The organism is Caballeronia arvi (assembly GCF_001544695.2).
In the GTDB taxonomy this organism is placed as follows: domain Bacteria; phylum Pseudomonadota; class Gammaproteobacteria; order Burkholderiales; family Burkholderiaceae; genus Caballeronia; species Caballeronia arvi.
On the sequence record NZ_FCOM02000002.1, the window covers coordinates 331,485 to 347,577 of the forward strand.

The following is a 16,093-nucleotide window of genomic DNA, read 5'->3' on the forward strand; positions in this document are numbered from 1 at the left end:
ATACCACCAGTCTGTAACGGAAGTTCGGTCCGGAAAACGGGGCCGATCCCGCCATTGTAGGCCGCGTCAGGGCCGCCGGGCGTTGAGCACGACATGCGTCACGACGCCCGCGACGAGCCCCCAGAACGCGGAGCCGATCGACAGGAGCGTGAGCCCCGAAGCCGTCACCATGAACGTGACGAGCGCCGGTTCGCGCTGGCGCGCGTCCTGCATCGCGTTGGCGAGGCCGCTCATGATGGAGCCGAAGAGCGCGAGCGCCGCGACGGAGACGACGAGCTCCTTCGGAAAAGCCGCGAACAGCGCGGCGATGGTCGCGCCGAACGTGCCCGCGATCAGATAGAAGATGCCGCACCAGACGGCCGCCGTATAGCGCTTGTCGCGATTCTCATGGGCTTCGCGGCCGGTGCAGATCGCGGCGGTGATGGCGGCGAGATTCACGCCGTGCGAGCCGAACGGCGCGAGCACGAGCGAGGCGATGCCGGTCGTCGAGATGAGCGGGGCGGAAGGCGTCGTGTAGCCGTCCGCGCGCAGGACGGCTAAGCCGGGCACGTTTTGCGAAGCCATCGCGACGACGAAAAGCGGCACGCCGATGCTGATGATCGCGGCGAGCGAGAACGCGGGCATCGTGAAAACGGGATGCGCGAGCGCGACATGAAAGCGCGAGAAGTCGAGCAGCCCGAGGCCGCCGGCGACCGCGACGCCCACCACGAGCGTCGTCGGAATCGCGTAGCGCGGCGTGAAGCGCTTCGCCGCGAGATACGCGAAGAACATCACGATGACGAGCGCCGTGCGATGTTCGGCGGCGCGGAAAATCTCGATGCCGATCTCGAACAGAATGCCCGCGAGCAGCGCGGCGGCGATGCCCGACGGGATGCGTTTCATCAGCGTGTCGAACCATCCGGTGAGGCCGACGGCGGTCAGCAGCACCGCGCAGACGATGAACGCGCCGATCGCATCGGCATAGGCGACGTTCGGCAGCGACCAGACGAGCAGCGCCGCGCCGGGCGTCGACCACGCGACGACCACCGGCGCGCGATAGCGCAGCGACAGGCCGATCGTGCAGACCGCCATGCCCATCGAGAGCGCCCAGATCCACGATGAAATCTGCGCGTCGGTGAGATGCGCGGCCTGGCCCGCCTGGAACATGAGCACGAGCGAACTGGTGTAGCCGGTCATCATCGCGACGAAGCCGGCGACGATGGTGGACAGCGACGTGTCAAAGAGAAAACGCGGCGCGGCGGGCGCCGGAGCGGAAGCTTTCATTTCGGGTTTCTTATTTGGACAGCGCGCGCATCGCGGCTTCGAGGCCGGCCATCGTGAGCCCGTACATGCGGTTGCCGAGGACGTCGCGGATTGCGGAGATCGACTGCCGGTATTCCCATAGACGCTCGGGCTCAGGATTGAGCCACGCGTGATGCGGAAACTGGTCCGCGAGCCGGCGCAGCCACACGGCGCCCGCTTCGGCGTTGTTGTACTCGACGGAACCGCCCGGCTGTAGCACTTCGTAGGGGCTCATGGTCGCGTCGCCGACGAAGATCAGCTTGTAGTCCGGCGTGAACTTGTGCAGCACGTCGAAGGTGGGTGTGCGTTCCTGATGACGGCGGCGATTGTTCTTCCACAGATAGTCGTAGACGCAGTTGTGGAAATAGTAAAACTCGAGATGCTTGAACTCGGCCTTCGCCGCGGAGAAAAGCTCCTCCACGCGCTTGACGTGATCGTCCATCGAGCCGCCGACGTCGAGCAGCATCAGCACCTTCACGTTGTTGTGGCGCTCGGGCACCATCTTGAGATCGAGCCAGCCGGCGTTCGCGGCGGTGCTGCGGATCGTGTCGGGCAGATCGAGTTCTTCGGCCGCGCCTTCGCGCGCGAAGCGCCGCAGACGCCGCAGCGCGACCTTGATGTTGCGCGTGCCGATTTCCACCTGATCGTCGTAATCCTTGTACGCGCGCTCGTCCCACACTTTCACGGCCGTGCGATTCCCCGACGATTCCCCGCCGATGCGAATGCCTTCCGGGTTATAGCCGCCGTGCCCGAAGGGCGACGTGCCGCCCGTGCCGATCCATTTGTTGCCGCCTTCGTGACGTTCCTTCTGCTCGTCCATCAGCTCCTTCAGACGCTCCATCAGCTTGTCGATGCCGCCGAGCGCTTCGATGCGCTTTTTCTCTTCCGCGGTGAATTCGCGGTCGAGGCGCTTTTTGAGCCAGTCGAGTGGAATGTCGAAGGCTTCGTCCGGAAGCTGCGTTACGCCGTGGAAATAGGCGCCGAACGCGCGATCGAACTTGTCGAAGTACTTCTCGTCCTTCACGAGCGTCATGCGCGCGAGGAAATAGAACTCATCGAGCGAGGGCGAGATCACCTGCGCCTTGAGCGCTTCGAGCAAGGTCAGGTATTCCTTCACCGAGACGGGCAGCTTCGCGTCGCGCAGCGAGTAGAAGAAGTCGATCAGCATGGCGCGCTCTCCATCGTGACGTTTTTAGCGGTCGAGCCGGTAGTTCAGATTGGCGCGCACCGCCGGCCACTCCGACTGGATGATGGAAAACACGACGGTGTCGCGCAGCACGCCATCGCGACCGACCTGATGACTGCGCAGGATGCCGTCCTGTTTCGCGCCGAGCCGCGCGATCGCCGTGCGCGATGCGTGGTTCATGAAATGTGTGCGGAACTCGACGGCAATCGCGTCGAGCTTCTCGAACGCGTGCGTGAGCAGCAGCAGTTTGGTTTCGGTATTGAGCGCGGTCTTCTGCATGCGCTTCGCGTACCACGTATGGCCGATTTCCAGCCGACGGTTCGCTTCGTCGACCGCGAAGTAACGCGTCGAGCCGACGATGGCGCCGCTCTTTACATCGACGACCGCGAAAGGATGCGCGCCGAGCCGGTCGCGCATGTCGAGCGCGGTGTCGATATAAGCGCGAGTCTGGTCGGGCGAGGGCACGAAGGTGTACCAGAGCTTCCACAGTTCGCCATCGCTCGCGGCGGCGGTGAGCGCGGGTTCATGCTCGTGCGTGAGCGGCACGAGCCTGACATGCTCGCCTTCCAGCGTGACGGGTTCGATCCAGCGGCTCATGATCTCAGCGATGATTGCGGTTCATGAACAGCAGCCGTTCGAACAGCGCGACGTCCTGTTCGTTCTTGAGCAGCGCGCCATGCAGCGGCGGCACGATCTGCTTCTGATCCGACGAGCGCAGCGCTTCGGGCGGAATGTCTTCCGCGAGCAGCAGTTTGAGCCAGTCGAGCAGCTCGGACGTCGACGGTTTCTTCTTCAGCCCTGATACACCGCGCAATTCGAAGAAGCTCTGCATGGCCGCCGCGAGCAGATCCTGCTTGATGCCGGGGAAATGCACGTCGACGATCGCTTTCATCGTCTCGGCGTCGGGGAACTTGATGTAGTGGAAGAAGCAGCGGCGCAGAAACGCGTCCGGCAGCTCTTTTTCGTTGTTCGACGTGATGATCACGAGCGGCCGATGCTTCGCTTTAACGAGCTCGCGCGTCTCGTACACGTAGAACTCCATGCGGTCGAGTTCGCGCAGCAGATCGTTCGGAAATTCGATGTCCGCCTTGTCGATCTCGTCGATGAGCAGCACGCTCTGCCGGTCCGCGTCGAACGCCTGCCACAATACGCCCTTGACGATGTAATTGCGGATGTCCTTCACCCGTTCGTCGCCGAGTTGCGAATCGCGCAGGCGCGATACCGCGTCGTATTCGTACAGGCCTTGCTGCGCCTTGGTCGTCGACTTGATGTGCCATTGCAGGAGCGGCATGCCGAGCGCGCTGGCGACTTCCTCGGCGAGCATCGTCTTGCCGGTGCCGGGTTCGCCCTTGATGAGCAACGGCCGTTGCAGCGTCATTGCGGCGTTCACCGCGAGCTTGAGATCGTCGGTTGCGACGTATTGCGATGAGCCTTCGAAACGCATGACGAAGATCCGGTTGGCAAAAAAATCCCAGTATAAGTCAGAAGACCTTTCCGCATTGAGGCGCGCCGGGTATCGTTTGAGCCGCTCCATCGGCGGGTTGCCGCCACGCGTCCGGATGGGTTGGAAGCGAGCGCGCACGCGGACTCATCGCTTGTACAGGGGCGAAATGTCGCAGGCTCAACGACTGCTTTTCAGTCGGTTCCCATTGCCAGCAAGGGTTCCGCGCGGTTGGTGTGTGGACGGAGGGTAGGTCGCGCGGTACAATTAGCCCGATTTTTTTGGCCTGCGTGGCGACAGACCCTGCAGCAGTAAAGAGTCCCGAGAGTCCCGAGAAGGTTGTAGCGCGCTCGGCGCGGGCCGCGGCCTTTTGAGCGCCGGATTTCCCCTCAAGCCAGGTTAGAAGAGCTATGAACAATTTCGTCGGCAAATGTGCCGTGATTGCAGCGCTGTCCGGTCTCGCCGGCTTCGCGAGTGAGGCGTCGGCCGACGTCGTCGGCAACGCGAAGGCTGCGGAGGGCAAGGTCGCGATGTGCATCGGCTGCCACGGCATTCCCGGCTATCGCACCGCGTACCCCGAGGTCTATGAAGTGCCGATGCTGGGCGGCCAGAACGCACAGTACATCGCCAATGCGCTGCATGCCTACAAGAAGGGCGACCGTCATTTCGACACCATGCGCGCCATCGCCACGACGCTGTCGGATCAGGACATCGCCGATATCGCCGCGTACTACGCCGCGCAAACTCCCCAATCGAAGAACAATCCCGACAAGTAATCCGGGCGTGAAACCACGCCAGAGCGACAACGGGAAGGAGAATTCATGAAGCCCTCCAAGGCACTTCAAAGCAGCTTCAAGGCAGCATGCGCGGCAGCGGCGCTCATCGGCATGACGGCGTTCGGCACGGCGCACGCGGCAGACGTGAGCAACGGCAAGGCGCTTTCCGACAGCCACAACTGCGCGGCCTGTCACGGCCCCGGTCTCAACAAGCCGGTGAGCGGCGAATATCCGCGGCTCGCGGGCCAGCACGCGACCTACATCTACTGGGCGCTGCGTCAGTATCAGATCGGCGGCAACAACCCGAACTTCGGCCGCAACAACGCCATCATGGCGGCGCAGGTGCAAAGCCTGTCGCAGAGCGACCTGAAGGATCTCGCGGCGTATATCGAATCGCTCGACGGCAGTCTCGTGCTGAAGAAGTAAGCGCGCGGCGTTCGAAGGCTGTTCTGAACGTGAAAACACCCCGCTTCGTGCGGGGTGTTTTCATTTTGTTTCCGGCGTCTGGCGATGCTTAGTCGCGCGAAGCACGCCGCTCGATCAGCGCGAGATAGGCGTCGGTGTCCGGCGGCGTGCCCGAGCGTTGCGCTTCCCAGATCACCTGCCCGAGGCAATCCATGATGGCGTGCTGTGCCTCGTGCGGCGAGCCGAGGCGCGCGACGAGCCTGTCATGCGCGCGGCGGATGCCCGGCGGCTGATCGATCGACAATTGCTCGCTGATGGCGAGATGCATCGACAGATGCAGAAACGGATTGGTCTGGCCGCGATCCGGCGAATAATCGGCGTCGCGCGCTTCGGGATTCGCGAGCGCGTCGTGATACTCGGGATGCTCGCCGATCCAGTCGGCGGCCATGCTTTCGAGCGGCGTCAGAATCTCGGCGGCGCGCTCCTTGCGCCATGTTTCGGTGAAGAACTGACGGACTTCGTCGCGACTAGGGTTGAACATAACGTATTGATTCGATTCGCGTTTCGTAACTCGTCATTGTAGCCCGTCGCGCAGTCGGCCGCTCATTCGACAGGCGCGGGCGTTTTCGGCCGATATTCACAGAGCGGCTCGATCACGCAATGCCAGCACTCGGGCACGCGCGCCTTGCACACATAGCGCCCGTGCAGGATCAGCCAGTGATGCGCGTCGCGCAGGAACTCCTTCGGCGTGAACTTTTCGAGCGCGGTTTCCACCGCGCGCACGTCCTTGCCGGGCGCAAGCCCGGTGCGGTTCGCGACGCGAAAGATATGTGTGTCGACGGCGATCGTCGGCTGCCCGAACGCGGTGTTCAGAATGACGTTTGCGGTCTTGCGGCCGACGCCCGGCAGCGCTTCGAGCGCCTCGCGATCGTCCGGCACCTCGCCGCCATGCTGATCGATGAGGATGCGGCACGTCGCGATCACGTTCTTCGCTTTCGTGCGATAGAGCCCGATGGTGCGGATGTAGTCCGACACGCCTTCCTCGCCGAGCGCGAGCACCGCCGCCGGCGTGTTGGCGACGGGAAACATCCTGCGCATCGCCTTGTTCACGGAGACGTCGGTGGCTTGCGCGGAGAGCATCACGGCGATCAGCAGTTCGAACGGCGTCGTGTATTCGAGCTCGGTCGTCGGATGCGGATTCAGGCTTTGCAACGTCTCGTAAATGGCGCGGCGCTTCGTGGCGTTCATTGTTCGATGTCCGTTATCGCGCGGATTTGTCGCCGTTACCGGAGTGGGGCGCGTTTTCGTCGTCCGTCAAACCGAGACGGCGGCGGCGCTCCTCGGCCGCGTCGATCTGCGCCTGCACCGCAGCGCTCACCTGCGCGGTGTTTTTCGGGCCCGCGCCGAGGCTCGCCATCTCTTCCTTTTTCTTGCGCGCGCGTTCGAGCGCGGCCTGGATGATCGCGCGCTTCTTCGCTTCGGGATCTTCGTGCGCGGCGGGCGCTTCCGGCTTTTCCTGCGCTTTGGGTTCGGCTTGCGCCGTCCGCGATGCCTGGCGCGCGTTCGCCCGTGCTTCGGCGGCTGCGCGCTCGCGTTCGAGGCGCGTCAGGCGACGGTCGTGACGCGCGCGCGCCGCATCGGCTTCCTGCTGGCTCCATGCGTCCCAGCCGGTGCGCTCGCCGGTCACGGGCACCATGGCGATGCAATCGACCGGGCAGGGCGGCACGCACAGATCGCAGCCCGTGCACAGTTCGGCGATGACCGTGTGCATCTGCTTCGCCGCGCCGGCGATCGCGTCGACCGGACAGGCCTGCATGCACAGCGTGCAGCCGATGCACACGTTCTCGTCGATGACGGCGAGCGGCCGCGCGCGCTCCTCGCCATGCGTCGTGTCGAGCGGAATCACGGGCTTGCCGAGCAGCGCGGCAAGGCGCGCGATGCCTTCGGCGCCGCCCGGCGGGCACTGGTTGTAGTTCGCCTCGCCCGCAGCGATGGCTTCGGCGTAGGGCCGGCAGGCCGGATAGCCGCACTTGGTGCATTGCGTCTGCGGCAGCAGGTCTTCGATGCGCTCTGCGAGCGTTCTGGAAACGGTTGCGGTCACGAGGAATTGCGATGATGCCTTGGGGACGGGCGCAGCGTGCGCGCGATGTGAGCAACGCGGCGCTGCTGTGATCACGCCGCACGCGCCGCTGCGCTGAAAACACTTCGGCGTCCACGACGTCGGCACGCTGCCGGTTCGGCGCGCGTCCCGCTTTCCGGTTGCGCGCTCGGCTTTAACCGACATTATCGCCGAAGTCGTCAACGGTCGTGCCGAATGTCTTTGAATCCCAATTGCCAATGTTCGTTCAATGTGCGCATAATCGAAGTGCTTTTCCGTTCGACCGCAGGACGGTGTTTCCCAATTAACCAATGGGCAGCGCCCGTTCACGTCATGTATCCCAATGCGGGCCGCGTGACGCTAACCCGGCAACGCGGCTCCCGAGTCATGCCATCATGAATCAGCCGAAAATCAAAAGAGATCCGGAAGGCACCCGTCGCCGTATTTTGCTTGCCGCCGCAGAGGAATTCGCTGCCGGTGGCCTGTTCGGCGCACGCGTCGACCAGATTGCGCGCCGGGCGGAGACCAATGAACGAATGCTCTATTACTACTTCGGTAGCAAGGAGCAGTTATTCACCGCCGTGCTCGAACATGCGCTTGCCGCGCTCGTCGACGCCGAGCGCACGCTCGAACTCGACGGCATCGCGCCCATCGAAGCGATGACGCGCCTTGCGCATTTCGTCTGGGATTATTATCGGGACCATCCCGAACTGCTGCGCCTCATCAATAACGAGAATCTGCACGAGGCGCGCTATATCAAAGGTTCGAATCGAATACGCGAGCTCATTTCGCCTATCGTCACGACGCTCACGACGATTCTCGATCGCGGGCAGAAGGCAGGGTTGTTCCGCACCGACGTCGATCCGCTCAAGTTCTACATCATCCTGTCGGGACTCGGTTATTACATCGTCTCAAACCGCTTCACGCTGGAGGCCACTTTCGGGCTCGACTTCAGCGAGCAGACGCAGCGCGACCAGATCGTGCGGATGAATACCGAATTGCTGATGGCTTATCTGACGCGCCGCTGATTCCCAGCCGCCTCAAATCCGCCGTCCGAAAAGAAAAAACGTCGCACCTTTTGCAAGGCGCGACGTTTTCGTTTGATGCGATGGAATCGGTTTCGACGCTTGGGTGCTCGCTATTACGCGGGCACCGCTTCGGTTTTCGGCGTCTTGTCGTGCTCGAGGATGAACTCGCGCAATTGCGGATAGACCATCGTGCGCCAGCGGCGTCCGGAGAAGATGCCGTAGTGGCCGGCTTTTTCCGCCGTGAAATGCCGCTTGTGCTTCGCCGGAAGGCCGGTGCACAGGTCGTGCGCGGCGCGCGTCTGGCCGCTACCGGAAATGTCGTCGAGCTCGCCTTCGATCGTGAAGAGCGCGGTGTGCTTGATGTCCTGCGGACGCACGAGCTCGCCGTTGACTTCCCACGTGCCTTCCGCGAGCCGGAACTCCTGGAACACGATGCGGATGGTTTCGAGGTAATACTCGGCGGCCATGTCGAGCACGGCGTTGTATTCGTCGTAGAAACGACGATGTTGCTCGGCGTCGTCATCGTCGCCGCGCAGCAGATTTTGATAGAAGTCCCAATGGGCCGTGAGATGGCGCTCCGGATTCATCGCGACGAAGCCCGCGTGCTGCAGGAAGCCCGGATAAACCTTGCGGCCGACGCCGGGATAGTTCGCCGGCACCGTGTAAATGACGTTGTTCTCGAACCACTCGTACGAGTGCTCGTTCGCGAGCGAGTTGACGGACGTGGGGCTGCGGCGCGCGTCGATCGGGCCGCCCATCATCGTCATCGTGCGCGGCGTGTCTTCGCCGCGGCTCGCCATCAACGAAATGGCGGCGAGCACCGGCACGGTCGGCTGACACACCGAGATCACGTGGAGATCCTTCGCGCCGATGTGGCGGATAAATTCCTGGATGTACTCGACGTAATCGTCCAGATGGAACCGGCCGTTCTCGATCGGCACCATGCGCGCGTCGATCCAGTCGGTGATGTAGACCTTGTGGTCCTGCAACAGCGTCTTCACCGTATCGCGCAAGAGCGTCGAATGATGGCCGGAGAGCGGCGCGCACACGAGCACGATCGGCTCGTTCTTCAGCTTGGTGACGGTGGCGCTGTCGTCGGCGAAGCGCTTGAAGCGCAACAGGCGGCAGAACGGCTTCTCGACCACCGTCTGCTCGACGATCGGAATGTTATGGCCGTCCTTGACGATCTGATGAATGCTGAACTCGGGCTTCTCGTAGTCTTTCCCGAGCCGGTACAGCAACTCGTACGCGGCGGCCAGGCGGCTCGAACCAGGAACATAGGCAAGGGGGCTGGCCGGGTTGACGAACGACTTCGATGCGGCCTCGGCCCATGCTGTGAGGGGAGACAACAGGGCTCGCTGGAATTCGTGAATTTGATAGAGCATGGTTGCCCCAGTAACTCCGGTGGAAACCGGTACGCCCGTTGCTCCCGGCAATACTTCCGGCGAAGAGCTTCAACGGCATTCGAAGATCCCCGGCGGCGCGGCGGGCTGGCGCCATGCTGCCGGGGCACTGTCTTTCCTGCGATGCTGCAATGCCTTTCAGTGCTGCCACCTGCGCGTTATCGACTTCTGGAAGACGATCCTAGAGCCGAGGCAAGATTTTCCGCGCATTAAACGTTCAATTCAACCAACCGGTTGAAATTGCCGGCGCGGAAAACAACACATCGCGACATCCTAACTTTTGTGCATTGCACCAATATTACCGCGAAACGGTTAATTTCGCCAAACAAAACAGATATTTAAGATCTTCCTGCAACTGCGTCAACCGTCGTCCGATCGTTCGCACCTTCGTGGTTTTCGGAGCCAGATGGTTGGCCAACCGCCTTCGCCATTTCTTCCTCGTGACGCATCAGGTTCATTCCGGTGTGCACGAGCGCCACGTGGGTGAACGCCTGCGGAAAATTGCCCACCATGCGCTTCGCCACCGTGTCGTACTCCTCGGCCAGCAACCCGACATCGTTCGCAAGACCGACAAGGCGCTCGAACATCTGGTGCGCTTCGTCGATCCGGCCTTGCAACGCCAGGTTGTCGACCAGCCAGAAGCTACAAGCCAGAAACGTGCCTTCCCCCGGCGGCAATCCGTCCGCGACTTCGGCGGTGTGATAGCGCTTCACTAGGCCATCGTGCGTCAAAGTGGTCTCGATCGCATGTACGGTTCCGGTCACTCGCGGATCTTTTGGTGGCAAAAAGCCGAGCAATGGAATGAGCAGCAGGCTCGCGTCGAGCGCGTCGCTGCCGTAGGCCTGCGTGAAGGAGTTCAGCGTGGGATTCCAGCTCTTCTTCAGCACCTCCGCGCGGATGCGCGCGCGCATTTCGCGCCAGTGGTCGATCGGGCCTGGCAACTCGAACGTCTCCGCCGACTTGATCGCGCGGTCGTACGCGACCCACGCCATGACTTTCGAGAACGTGAAGTGTTGGCGTTCGCCACGCACTTCCCAGATGCCTTCGTCGGGTTGCTCCCAGATCGTGTCGAGGTGCTGGAGCATCGCGCATTGGATCGACCACGCGGTTTCGTCGGTTTGCAGGCCGCCGACGCGTGCGAGGTGCAGTGCGTTCATGACTTCGCCGTAGACGTCGAGCTGCAACTGGTCGACCGCGCCATTGCCGATGCGCACCGGCGACGCGCCCTCGTAGCCCGGCAGCCACGGAATCTCCCACTCGGGCAGGCGGCGCTCGCCCGCGATGCCGTACATGATCTGGACCTGCGACGGCGAACCGGCCATCACGCGGCCGAGCCACGCACGCCACGCGCGGGCTTCGTCGTAGTAGCCGCCGCGCATCATCGCGAGCAGGGTGATGGTCGCATCGCGCAGCCAGCAGTAACGATAGTCCCAGTTGCGCGTGCCGCCGAGCTGCTCCGGCAGCGAGGTGGTCGGCGCCGCGACGATGCCGCCCGTCGGCTCGTACGCGAGCGCCTTCAGCGTGATCAGCGAGCGGCGGATCGCGCTCGCCCAGCGGCCCTTGATTTCGCTCTGACCGGACCATTCGCGCCAGTGGTTCTCCGTACGCGCGAGTTGCGTGTGCGGATCGGACGCGTGCGGCACGCGCAGATGCGATTGCGAGTAGCACAGCGAGAAGGGCACGCGTTCGCCTGCGCTCACATCGAAACAGGCGGTCGTATGCATGTTCTCGCCGACGAGCTCGACGGGCGTGCGCAGCAGCGCGAGATCGGGTCCGGCGATCGCGCGGATGCCGCTGTCATCGGGCAGGCGGCTGACCCAGGGCACGGCCGAACCGTAATCGAAGCGCAGCACGAGCTCCATCTTCATGCGTACCGTGCCGCGCCGTCCGATCACGATGCGCACGAGTTCAGAATGACCGTTGCGCAGCGGCATGAAATCGACGAGGGTCACGGCGCCCTGTGAGGTCTCGAAATCCGTTTCGAGGACGAGCGTGTCCTCGCGATAGCGGCGTTTGATGACAGGCGTCTCGCCGTCGGGCATCTCGGGCGCGATGAGCCACCTTCCGTGCTCCGGCGTGCCGAGCAGCGCCGCGAAGCAGGCGCCGGAGTCGAAGCGCGGCCAACACAGCCAGTCGACGGAGCCATCGCGGGAAATCAGGGCTGCGGTGTGGCCGTCGCCGACCATCGCATAGTCTTCAATCAGTGCTGGCATGAGCGAACATCTTCCTGCTGGCGACGCGGGCCGAACCGAAGCGCGCGTCGCGGGTTGAGCAAAAGATTGGGGACGCAGGCTGCGGGCGCCCCAGGGCGAAGCGCCGCGTCCGCGATGAGCAAGCTGGACGCCACGCATGCTTTCTGGCCGCATTCTGCCGCAATCGTTCGATAAGAGCAGGAAAGCGGGCCGGCCGATGACGGCGCGCAACGCGACATGCGGCGGCGTGCCGCGCGTCATTGGCGGAAAAACGCGAACGAAGCGCCGATCGATCGGTTGTAAAAATATTCGACTGATGTTTAGAATGAAGCTTCGCGAAAACCTTTCGGCGCGGTTTCATTTGTTACACCGCGCACTGAAACTCTTCTGCCTTTCGCGCGTCTTTCCTGCAGATCCCGGTCGCCATGTCATCGCGCAGCGCGTCGTCCGGCCGGTCCTTAACGTAGCGTTTTCGAGGAACAGAACCCATGCTCTATCCGTCGAAAGCTGACTGCATCGCCATTCTTTCCGCCGCGAGCCGCGTCTCGGACACCGAAACGCTCCTCGCGCTCGATCACACGCACCTCGGCCTGTCGCGCAACGCGATGGTCACCGCCGCGGCCTTTCTCACCGAACGCGACTGTTTCAGCCGCTACAGCTTCGGCGTTGCGGGCGTCTCGGTCGGTGCGTTGTCGTTACAGGGACGCCTGCGACTCGATCAGCTCGCCAACGGCTGAAGCGGCTTACGCCCGCGGTACACATTCCGGCGCGGCCAGCCCGCGTGTACTTCTTTCGTGACACTTTGCGCACGTGCGCGGTTCAGTCCGTGCGCGTGCGTTTTCGCGTGCCTATGTCAGAAGTGGGCCGATCCCATGCCGAACAAGCCGATCAGCCCGATCACGATCAGATAGATCGCGACGATGAAGTTGAGCAGCCGCGGCACGACGAGAATCAGGATGCCGGCGATCAGCGAAACCAGCGGGGCAAGGCTCAGGTGGATAGTCATCGCGGCAACTCCTGTTGTTGATTCGAATCGTGTCGGTTGACCTGTGGTGCGTGGTGTATCTTGGCTGCGAGCCCGATCCTTGCGATGGCGTTCCGCGTCTTTGGAGCGGATCTTGCTGCCGCACGTCGCGGGTTTCGCGATGCCGGCGCACTCGCGTCGCTTCGCTTTGCTCCGATAACAAGCGGCAAAGAAACGATGAGGAGGTTTCATGCACCCGAGCCATTCATCCGGCGCGAATACGCTCATGCCGTTCTTGCAAGACGCGCGCCCGCTGCGTGCGAGTCCCGCCGCGTGGGCGAAAGGTTTTGCGCTGATGCTGTCGCTGACGGCGGCGTCGGCCTTTGCGCAATCGGCCCCGGCGTCCGCCGCGTCCACCGCGTCCACCGCGTCCACCGCGTCCACCGTGAGCGCGTCGGGCGCCGAGGTCTACGATCTGCTCGTCGGCACCTACACGGGCGGCGGCAAAAGCGAAGGCATCTACGTCTATCGCTTCGATACGGGCAATGGTGAACTGACCCGTATCGCGTCGGCACAGACGGTGAACCCGTCGTATCTCGTCGTGAGCCGCGACCGGAATTACGTGTACGCGGTGAACGAATTGCCCGGCGACAACGGCCCCGCGACGCAGCGCGGCGGCGTGAGCGCGTTTCGCTTCGATCGCGCGACCGGCCAGTTGAGCTTTCTCAACCGCGTTTCGTCGGACGGCAACGATCCGTGCTATCTGGCGATCTCGCCCGACGGCAAATATCTGCTCACCGCCAACTATTCGGTCGCGTCCAATCCGGGCGGCAGCTTCGCCGTCTTTCCGCTCGCGGCGAACGGCCAGGTGGGCACGTCGGTGCTGACGGTGCATCACGAGGGCGGCGGCCCGGTGAAAGGGCGGCAGGACAATTCGCACGTCCACTCGACCGTATTCTCACCCGACGGAAAGTATCTCTTCGCTCAGGATCTCGGCGTCGACAAGGTGTTCGCCTATCGCTACACGCCCCCGCCGTCGCAGTCGAGCCGCGGGCTGCTGGGTCCGACCGAAGCGCGCTACACGCCGATCGCGCCGGGCTCCGGCCCGCGCCATCTGATCTTCGACGAAAGCGGCCAGCATGCGTATCTGACGACCGAACTGAACGCGTCGGTCCTCGTGTTCGCTTATCTCGACGGCAAGCTCACGCAAGTGCAGACCGCATCGATGATCGCGCCGGGCTTCAGAGGCAAGATCGGCGGCGGCGCGATCCATCTGTCGCCCGACGGACGCTTTCTCTACGCGACCAACCGCGGCGACGCGAACGAGATCGTCGCGTTCTCGGTCGATCCGAAGAACGGCCATCTGAAGCTCCTCAGGCGCTATCCGACGCTCGGCAAGACGCCGCGCGAATTCGCGATCGACCCGACCGGGCGCTGGCTCGTCGTCGGCAATCAGGAAAGCGACAGCGCGTACTTCTTCCGCCGCGATCCGCAGACGGGGGAACTCGCGTCCGACCCGAAGCGCCTTTCGATCGGCTCGCCGGTCGATTTCAAGTTCGTATCGCCTTCGTGACGGGCTAGCGGGCGGTCCGACGACGATGAAACGAACATGGGTCAAGGCGGTCACGATTTCGTTGCTGTGCGCGCCGCTCGCAGCCCGCGCGAGCGGAACGGAATGCGATTACAAGCGGGACTGGATGTCGTCGGCGTGCGAACGCGTGATGCGCGCCGCGCACGAAGGCACCTGGGATCTGTACGTGACCGGCTACGGCTGGCATATCGATGGCTTCGACAACCGCAGTGAGCTCAACCCGTGGTCGTACGGCGGCGGCGCGGGCAAGCACTGGACCGATGCGAACGGCAATGAGGATATTTTGTTCGCGTTCGCCTTCTCCGATTCGCATCACAACTTCCAGCCGATCGGCGGCTATGCGCGCCAGTGGTACACGAAGCCGGTGCTGGGCGGGTTGCAGGCGGGCGGCGGATTCTTCGTCGGCGTCACGGCGCGCAGCGATATCGCGCATTACGTGCCGTTGCCGCTCGCGCTGCCGGTCGGCTCGGTGCGCTTTCAGCGCGCATCGGTGATGGCGACGTTCATCCCCCGCATTCCGGGCCTGAACGACGGCGATGTCGCGTTTTTCTGGGGACGCTACGAGTTCTAGTACGATGCAGTTCGCCTCGGCCATTCGGCCGCGCGCGACTGAAAGGTGTACTGAGGATATCGAAAGGTAATGGCAGGGAACGCAAGATTGAACACGACTCGCACATTCGACGCCGGTGAACGCCCGCTCAAACGCAACGAGCCCGCGCCGCCGGGATTCATCAGCGCGTTCAGCTTCGCGGGCGGCGAGGCGTTGCGGCTCACGTGGGACGAAGCGCGCGATTCCGTCGTGGGCGACGGCCCGACGTGGCTGCATCTGTCCGCGAACGACGACACCGTCGAAGGCTGGCTCGAAGGCGTCACGTCGATGCCCGATGTCGCGCGCGAATTCCTGAACGGCGAGGACAAGCGCCCGCGCGTGCATATCGGGTCGAACTTCATGTATGGCGTCGTCGCGGATCTCGAACTCGTCGCGAAGACGCCGGATGCCGCCGCGCCCGGCGCGCGCGAGGCGAACCGCGCGACCGGCGCGCTGCGCTTTTACGTCGACAAACATCGGATGATCACGGTGCGCGCGCGGCCGCTGGAATCGACCGACCGGCTGCGTCATGCCGTGCTCGAAGGCGCGATGTTCCGCGATACCGTCGATCTCTTCGCGGGTCTGATTCGCGCGCTGAACGAAACCTTCGCGGACCGCATCGACGAAATCGGCGACTGTCTCGACGATGTCGAAGAAACCGTGCTCGAAGGCGGTCACGTCAGGTGCCGCTCCGTGCTGGGCGACGTGCGGCGGCGTCTCGTGGAAGTGCGGCGCTTCATCGATCCGGAGCGCAACGCGCTGACACAACTCGTTCTGCGCAAGCTCGAATGGGCCGAGCCGCGCTCGATGGAAGCGCTCGTCCAGGCGATTCAGGTCCTGAACGGCCTGGGCGGCGGTCTGGAGGGGCTCTACGAGCGCGCGAAGCTGTTGCAGGATGAAATCGCCGCGGCGCTTTCGGAGGACATCAACCGCAAGCTGCTGTGGCTCGCGATCATGTCCGCGTTGCTGCTGCCCGCGACGCTCGTGACAGGCATCTTCGGCATGAACGTGGCGGGCCTGCCGGGCACGAAAGACCCGGTGTCGTTCTGGATCGTGATCGGCGTGATGGCGGCCTGCGCCGCCATCACGATCTTTCTGTTGCGCCGCTTGCGGCTCTGGTAGGGATCAGTCGATCGAGT

Annotated in this window: 18 protein-coding genes; 8 read left to right on the forward strand and 10 right to left on the reverse strand. The window is 63.4% G+C overall.

The window, feature by feature from the left end:
• Nucleotides 1-66: 66 nt before the first annotated feature.
• The 4 genes from AWB74_RS04590 to AWB74_RS04605 are packed head-to-tail and all read right to left on the reverse strand — an operon-like array spanning nt 67 to nt 3,911.
• On the reverse strand, nt 67-1,263 hold the full coding sequence (locus AWB74_RS04590) for a benzoate/H(+) symporter BenE family transporter (protein ID WP_061145554.1): 1,197 nt from the start codon (nt 1,261-1,263) through the stop codon (nt 67-69).
• Nucleotides 1,264-1,273: 10 nt separating this feature from the next.
• A complete protein-coding gene (locus AWB74_RS04595) occupies nt 1,274-2,449 on the reverse strand; it encodes a vWA domain-containing protein (protein ID WP_061145555.1) in 1,176 nt (391 codons plus the stop codon).
• Between the two features lie 24 nt (nt 2,450-2,473).
• Nucleotides 2,474-3,064, reverse strand: a complete 591-nt coding sequence (locus tag AWB74_RS04600; protein WP_061145556.1) for a GNAT family N-acetyltransferase — start codon at nt 3,062-3,064, stop codon at nt 2,474-2,476.
• Nucleotides 3,065-3,068: 4 nt separating this feature from the next.
• A complete protein-coding gene (locus tag AWB74_RS04605; RefSeq protein ID WP_061145557.1) occupies nt 3,069-3,911 on the reverse strand; it encodes an AAA family ATPase in 843 nt (280 codons plus the stop codon).
• Nucleotides 3,912-4,318: 407 nt separating this feature from the next.
• Between AWB74_RS04605 and AWB74_RS04610 the strand changes: the two genes are divergently transcribed.
• A complete protein-coding gene (locus AWB74_RS04610) occupies nt 4,319-4,684 on the forward strand; it encodes a c-type cytochrome (protein WP_008350687.1) in 366 nt (121 codons plus the stop codon).
• 45 nt (nt 4,685-4,729) lie between these two features.
• Nucleotides 4,730-5,110: a c-type cytochrome gene (locus AWB74_RS04615; protein ID WP_061145558.1), complete on the forward strand. Its 381-nt coding sequence runs from the start codon at nt 4,730-4,732 to the stop codon at nt 5,108-5,110.
• Nucleotides 5,111-5,198: 88 nt separating this feature from the next.
• On the opposite strand, the gene AWB74_RS04620 is transcribed toward AWB74_RS04615, so the two are convergent.
• The 3 genes from AWB74_RS04620 to rsxB form a co-directional block, all read right to left on the reverse strand.
• Nucleotides 5,199-5,630 (reverse strand): DUF1841 family protein, encoded by a 432-nt coding sequence (locus AWB74_RS04620; RefSeq protein WP_061145559.1) that lies wholly within the window; start codon nt 5,628-5,630, stop codon nt 5,199-5,201.
• Between the two features lie 62 nt (nt 5,631-5,692).
• Nucleotides 5,693-6,337: an endonuclease III gene (nth, locus tag AWB74_RS04625; protein ID WP_061145560.1), complete on the reverse strand. Its 645-nt coding sequence runs from the start codon at nt 6,335-6,337 to the stop codon at nt 5,693-5,695.
• Between the two features lie 13 nt (nt 6,338-6,350).
• On the reverse strand, nt 6,351-7,190 hold the full coding sequence (gene rsxB / locus AWB74_RS04630) for an electron transport complex subunit RsxB (RefSeq protein WP_061145626.1): 840 nt from the start codon (nt 7,188-7,190) through the stop codon (nt 6,351-6,353).
• Nucleotides 7,191-7,582: 392 nt separating this feature from the next.
• On the opposite strand from rsxB, the gene AWB74_RS04635 reads away from it, so the two are divergent.
• Nucleotides 7,583-8,215: a TetR family transcriptional regulator gene (locus AWB74_RS04635; RefSeq protein WP_061145561.1), complete on the forward strand. Its 633-nt coding sequence runs from the start codon at nt 7,583-7,585 to the stop codon at nt 8,213-8,215.
• Between the two features lie 113 nt (nt 8,216-8,328).
• On the opposite strand, the gene AWB74_RS04640 is transcribed toward AWB74_RS04635, so the two are convergent.
• Together AWB74_RS04640 and AWB74_RS04645 are read right to left on the reverse strand one after the other, a co-directional pair.
• Nucleotides 8,329-9,600: a polyhydroxyalkanoate depolymerase gene (locus tag AWB74_RS04640; protein ID WP_061145562.1), complete on the reverse strand. Its 1,272-nt coding sequence runs from the start codon at nt 9,598-9,600 to the stop codon at nt 8,329-8,331.
• A 356-nt stretch (nt 9,601-9,956) separates the two neighbouring features.
• The gene (locus AWB74_RS04645) at nt 9,957-11,831 is read right to left on the reverse strand and encodes a glycoside hydrolase family 15 protein (protein WP_061145627.1); all 1,875 of its coding nucleotides are present in this window, start codon (nt 11,829-11,831) and stop codon (nt 9,957-9,959) included.
• 136 nt (nt 11,832-11,967) lie between these two features.
• Here AWB74_RS04645 and AWB74_RS45520 point away from each other — a divergent pair, with 136 nt between their 5' ends.
• Entirely contained in the window at nt 11,968-12,321 is a 354-nt protein-coding gene (locus tag AWB74_RS45520; RefSeq protein ID WP_143749142.1) for a hypothetical protein, read from the forward strand.
• Nucleotides 12,299-12,547 (forward strand): hypothetical protein, encoded by a 249-nt coding sequence (locus AWB74_RS04650; protein WP_061145563.1) that lies wholly within the window; start codon nt 12,299-12,301, stop codon nt 12,545-12,547. Before AWB74_RS45520 ends, AWB74_RS04650 begins: the two co-directional genes overlap by 23 nt.
• A 116-nt stretch (nt 12,548-12,663) precedes the next feature.
• Here the strand turns inward: AWB74_RS04650 and AWB74_RS04655 are convergent, their stop codons facing one another.
• Nucleotides 12,664-12,816 carry a DUF3096 domain-containing protein gene (locus tag AWB74_RS04655; RefSeq protein ID WP_087038840.1) on the reverse strand — a complete coding sequence of 51 codons (153 nt, stop codon included), beginning with the start codon at nt 12,814-12,816 and terminating at the stop codon, nt 12,664-12,666.
• A 208-nt stretch (nt 12,817-13,024) separates the two neighbouring features.
• Between AWB74_RS04655 and AWB74_RS04660 the strand changes: the two genes are divergently transcribed.
• The 3 genes from AWB74_RS04660 to AWB74_RS04670 all read left to right on the forward strand — a co-directional run bounded on the left by AWB74_RS04660 (nt 13,025) and on the right by AWB74_RS04670 (nt 16,076).
• Nucleotides 13,025-14,347 (forward strand): lactonase family protein, encoded by a 1,323-nt coding sequence (locus AWB74_RS04660; RefSeq protein WP_061145564.1) that lies wholly within the window; start codon nt 13,025-13,027, stop codon nt 14,345-14,347.
• A 25-nt stretch (nt 14,348-14,372) separates the two neighbouring features.
• The gene (locus AWB74_RS04665; RefSeq protein ID WP_061145565.1) at nt 14,373-14,936 is read left to right on the forward strand and encodes an antimicrobial peptide resistance and lipid A acylation PagP; all 564 of its coding nucleotides are present in this window, start codon (nt 14,373-14,375) and stop codon (nt 14,934-14,936) included.
• Nucleotides 14,937-15,023: 87 nt separating this feature from the next.
• The gene (locus AWB74_RS04670) at nt 15,024-16,076 is read left to right on the forward strand and encodes a CorA family divalent cation transporter (protein ID WP_235024476.1); all 1,053 of its coding nucleotides are present in this window, start codon (nt 15,024-15,026) and stop codon (nt 16,074-16,076) included.
• Nucleotides 16,077-16,093: the final 17 nt, after the last annotated feature.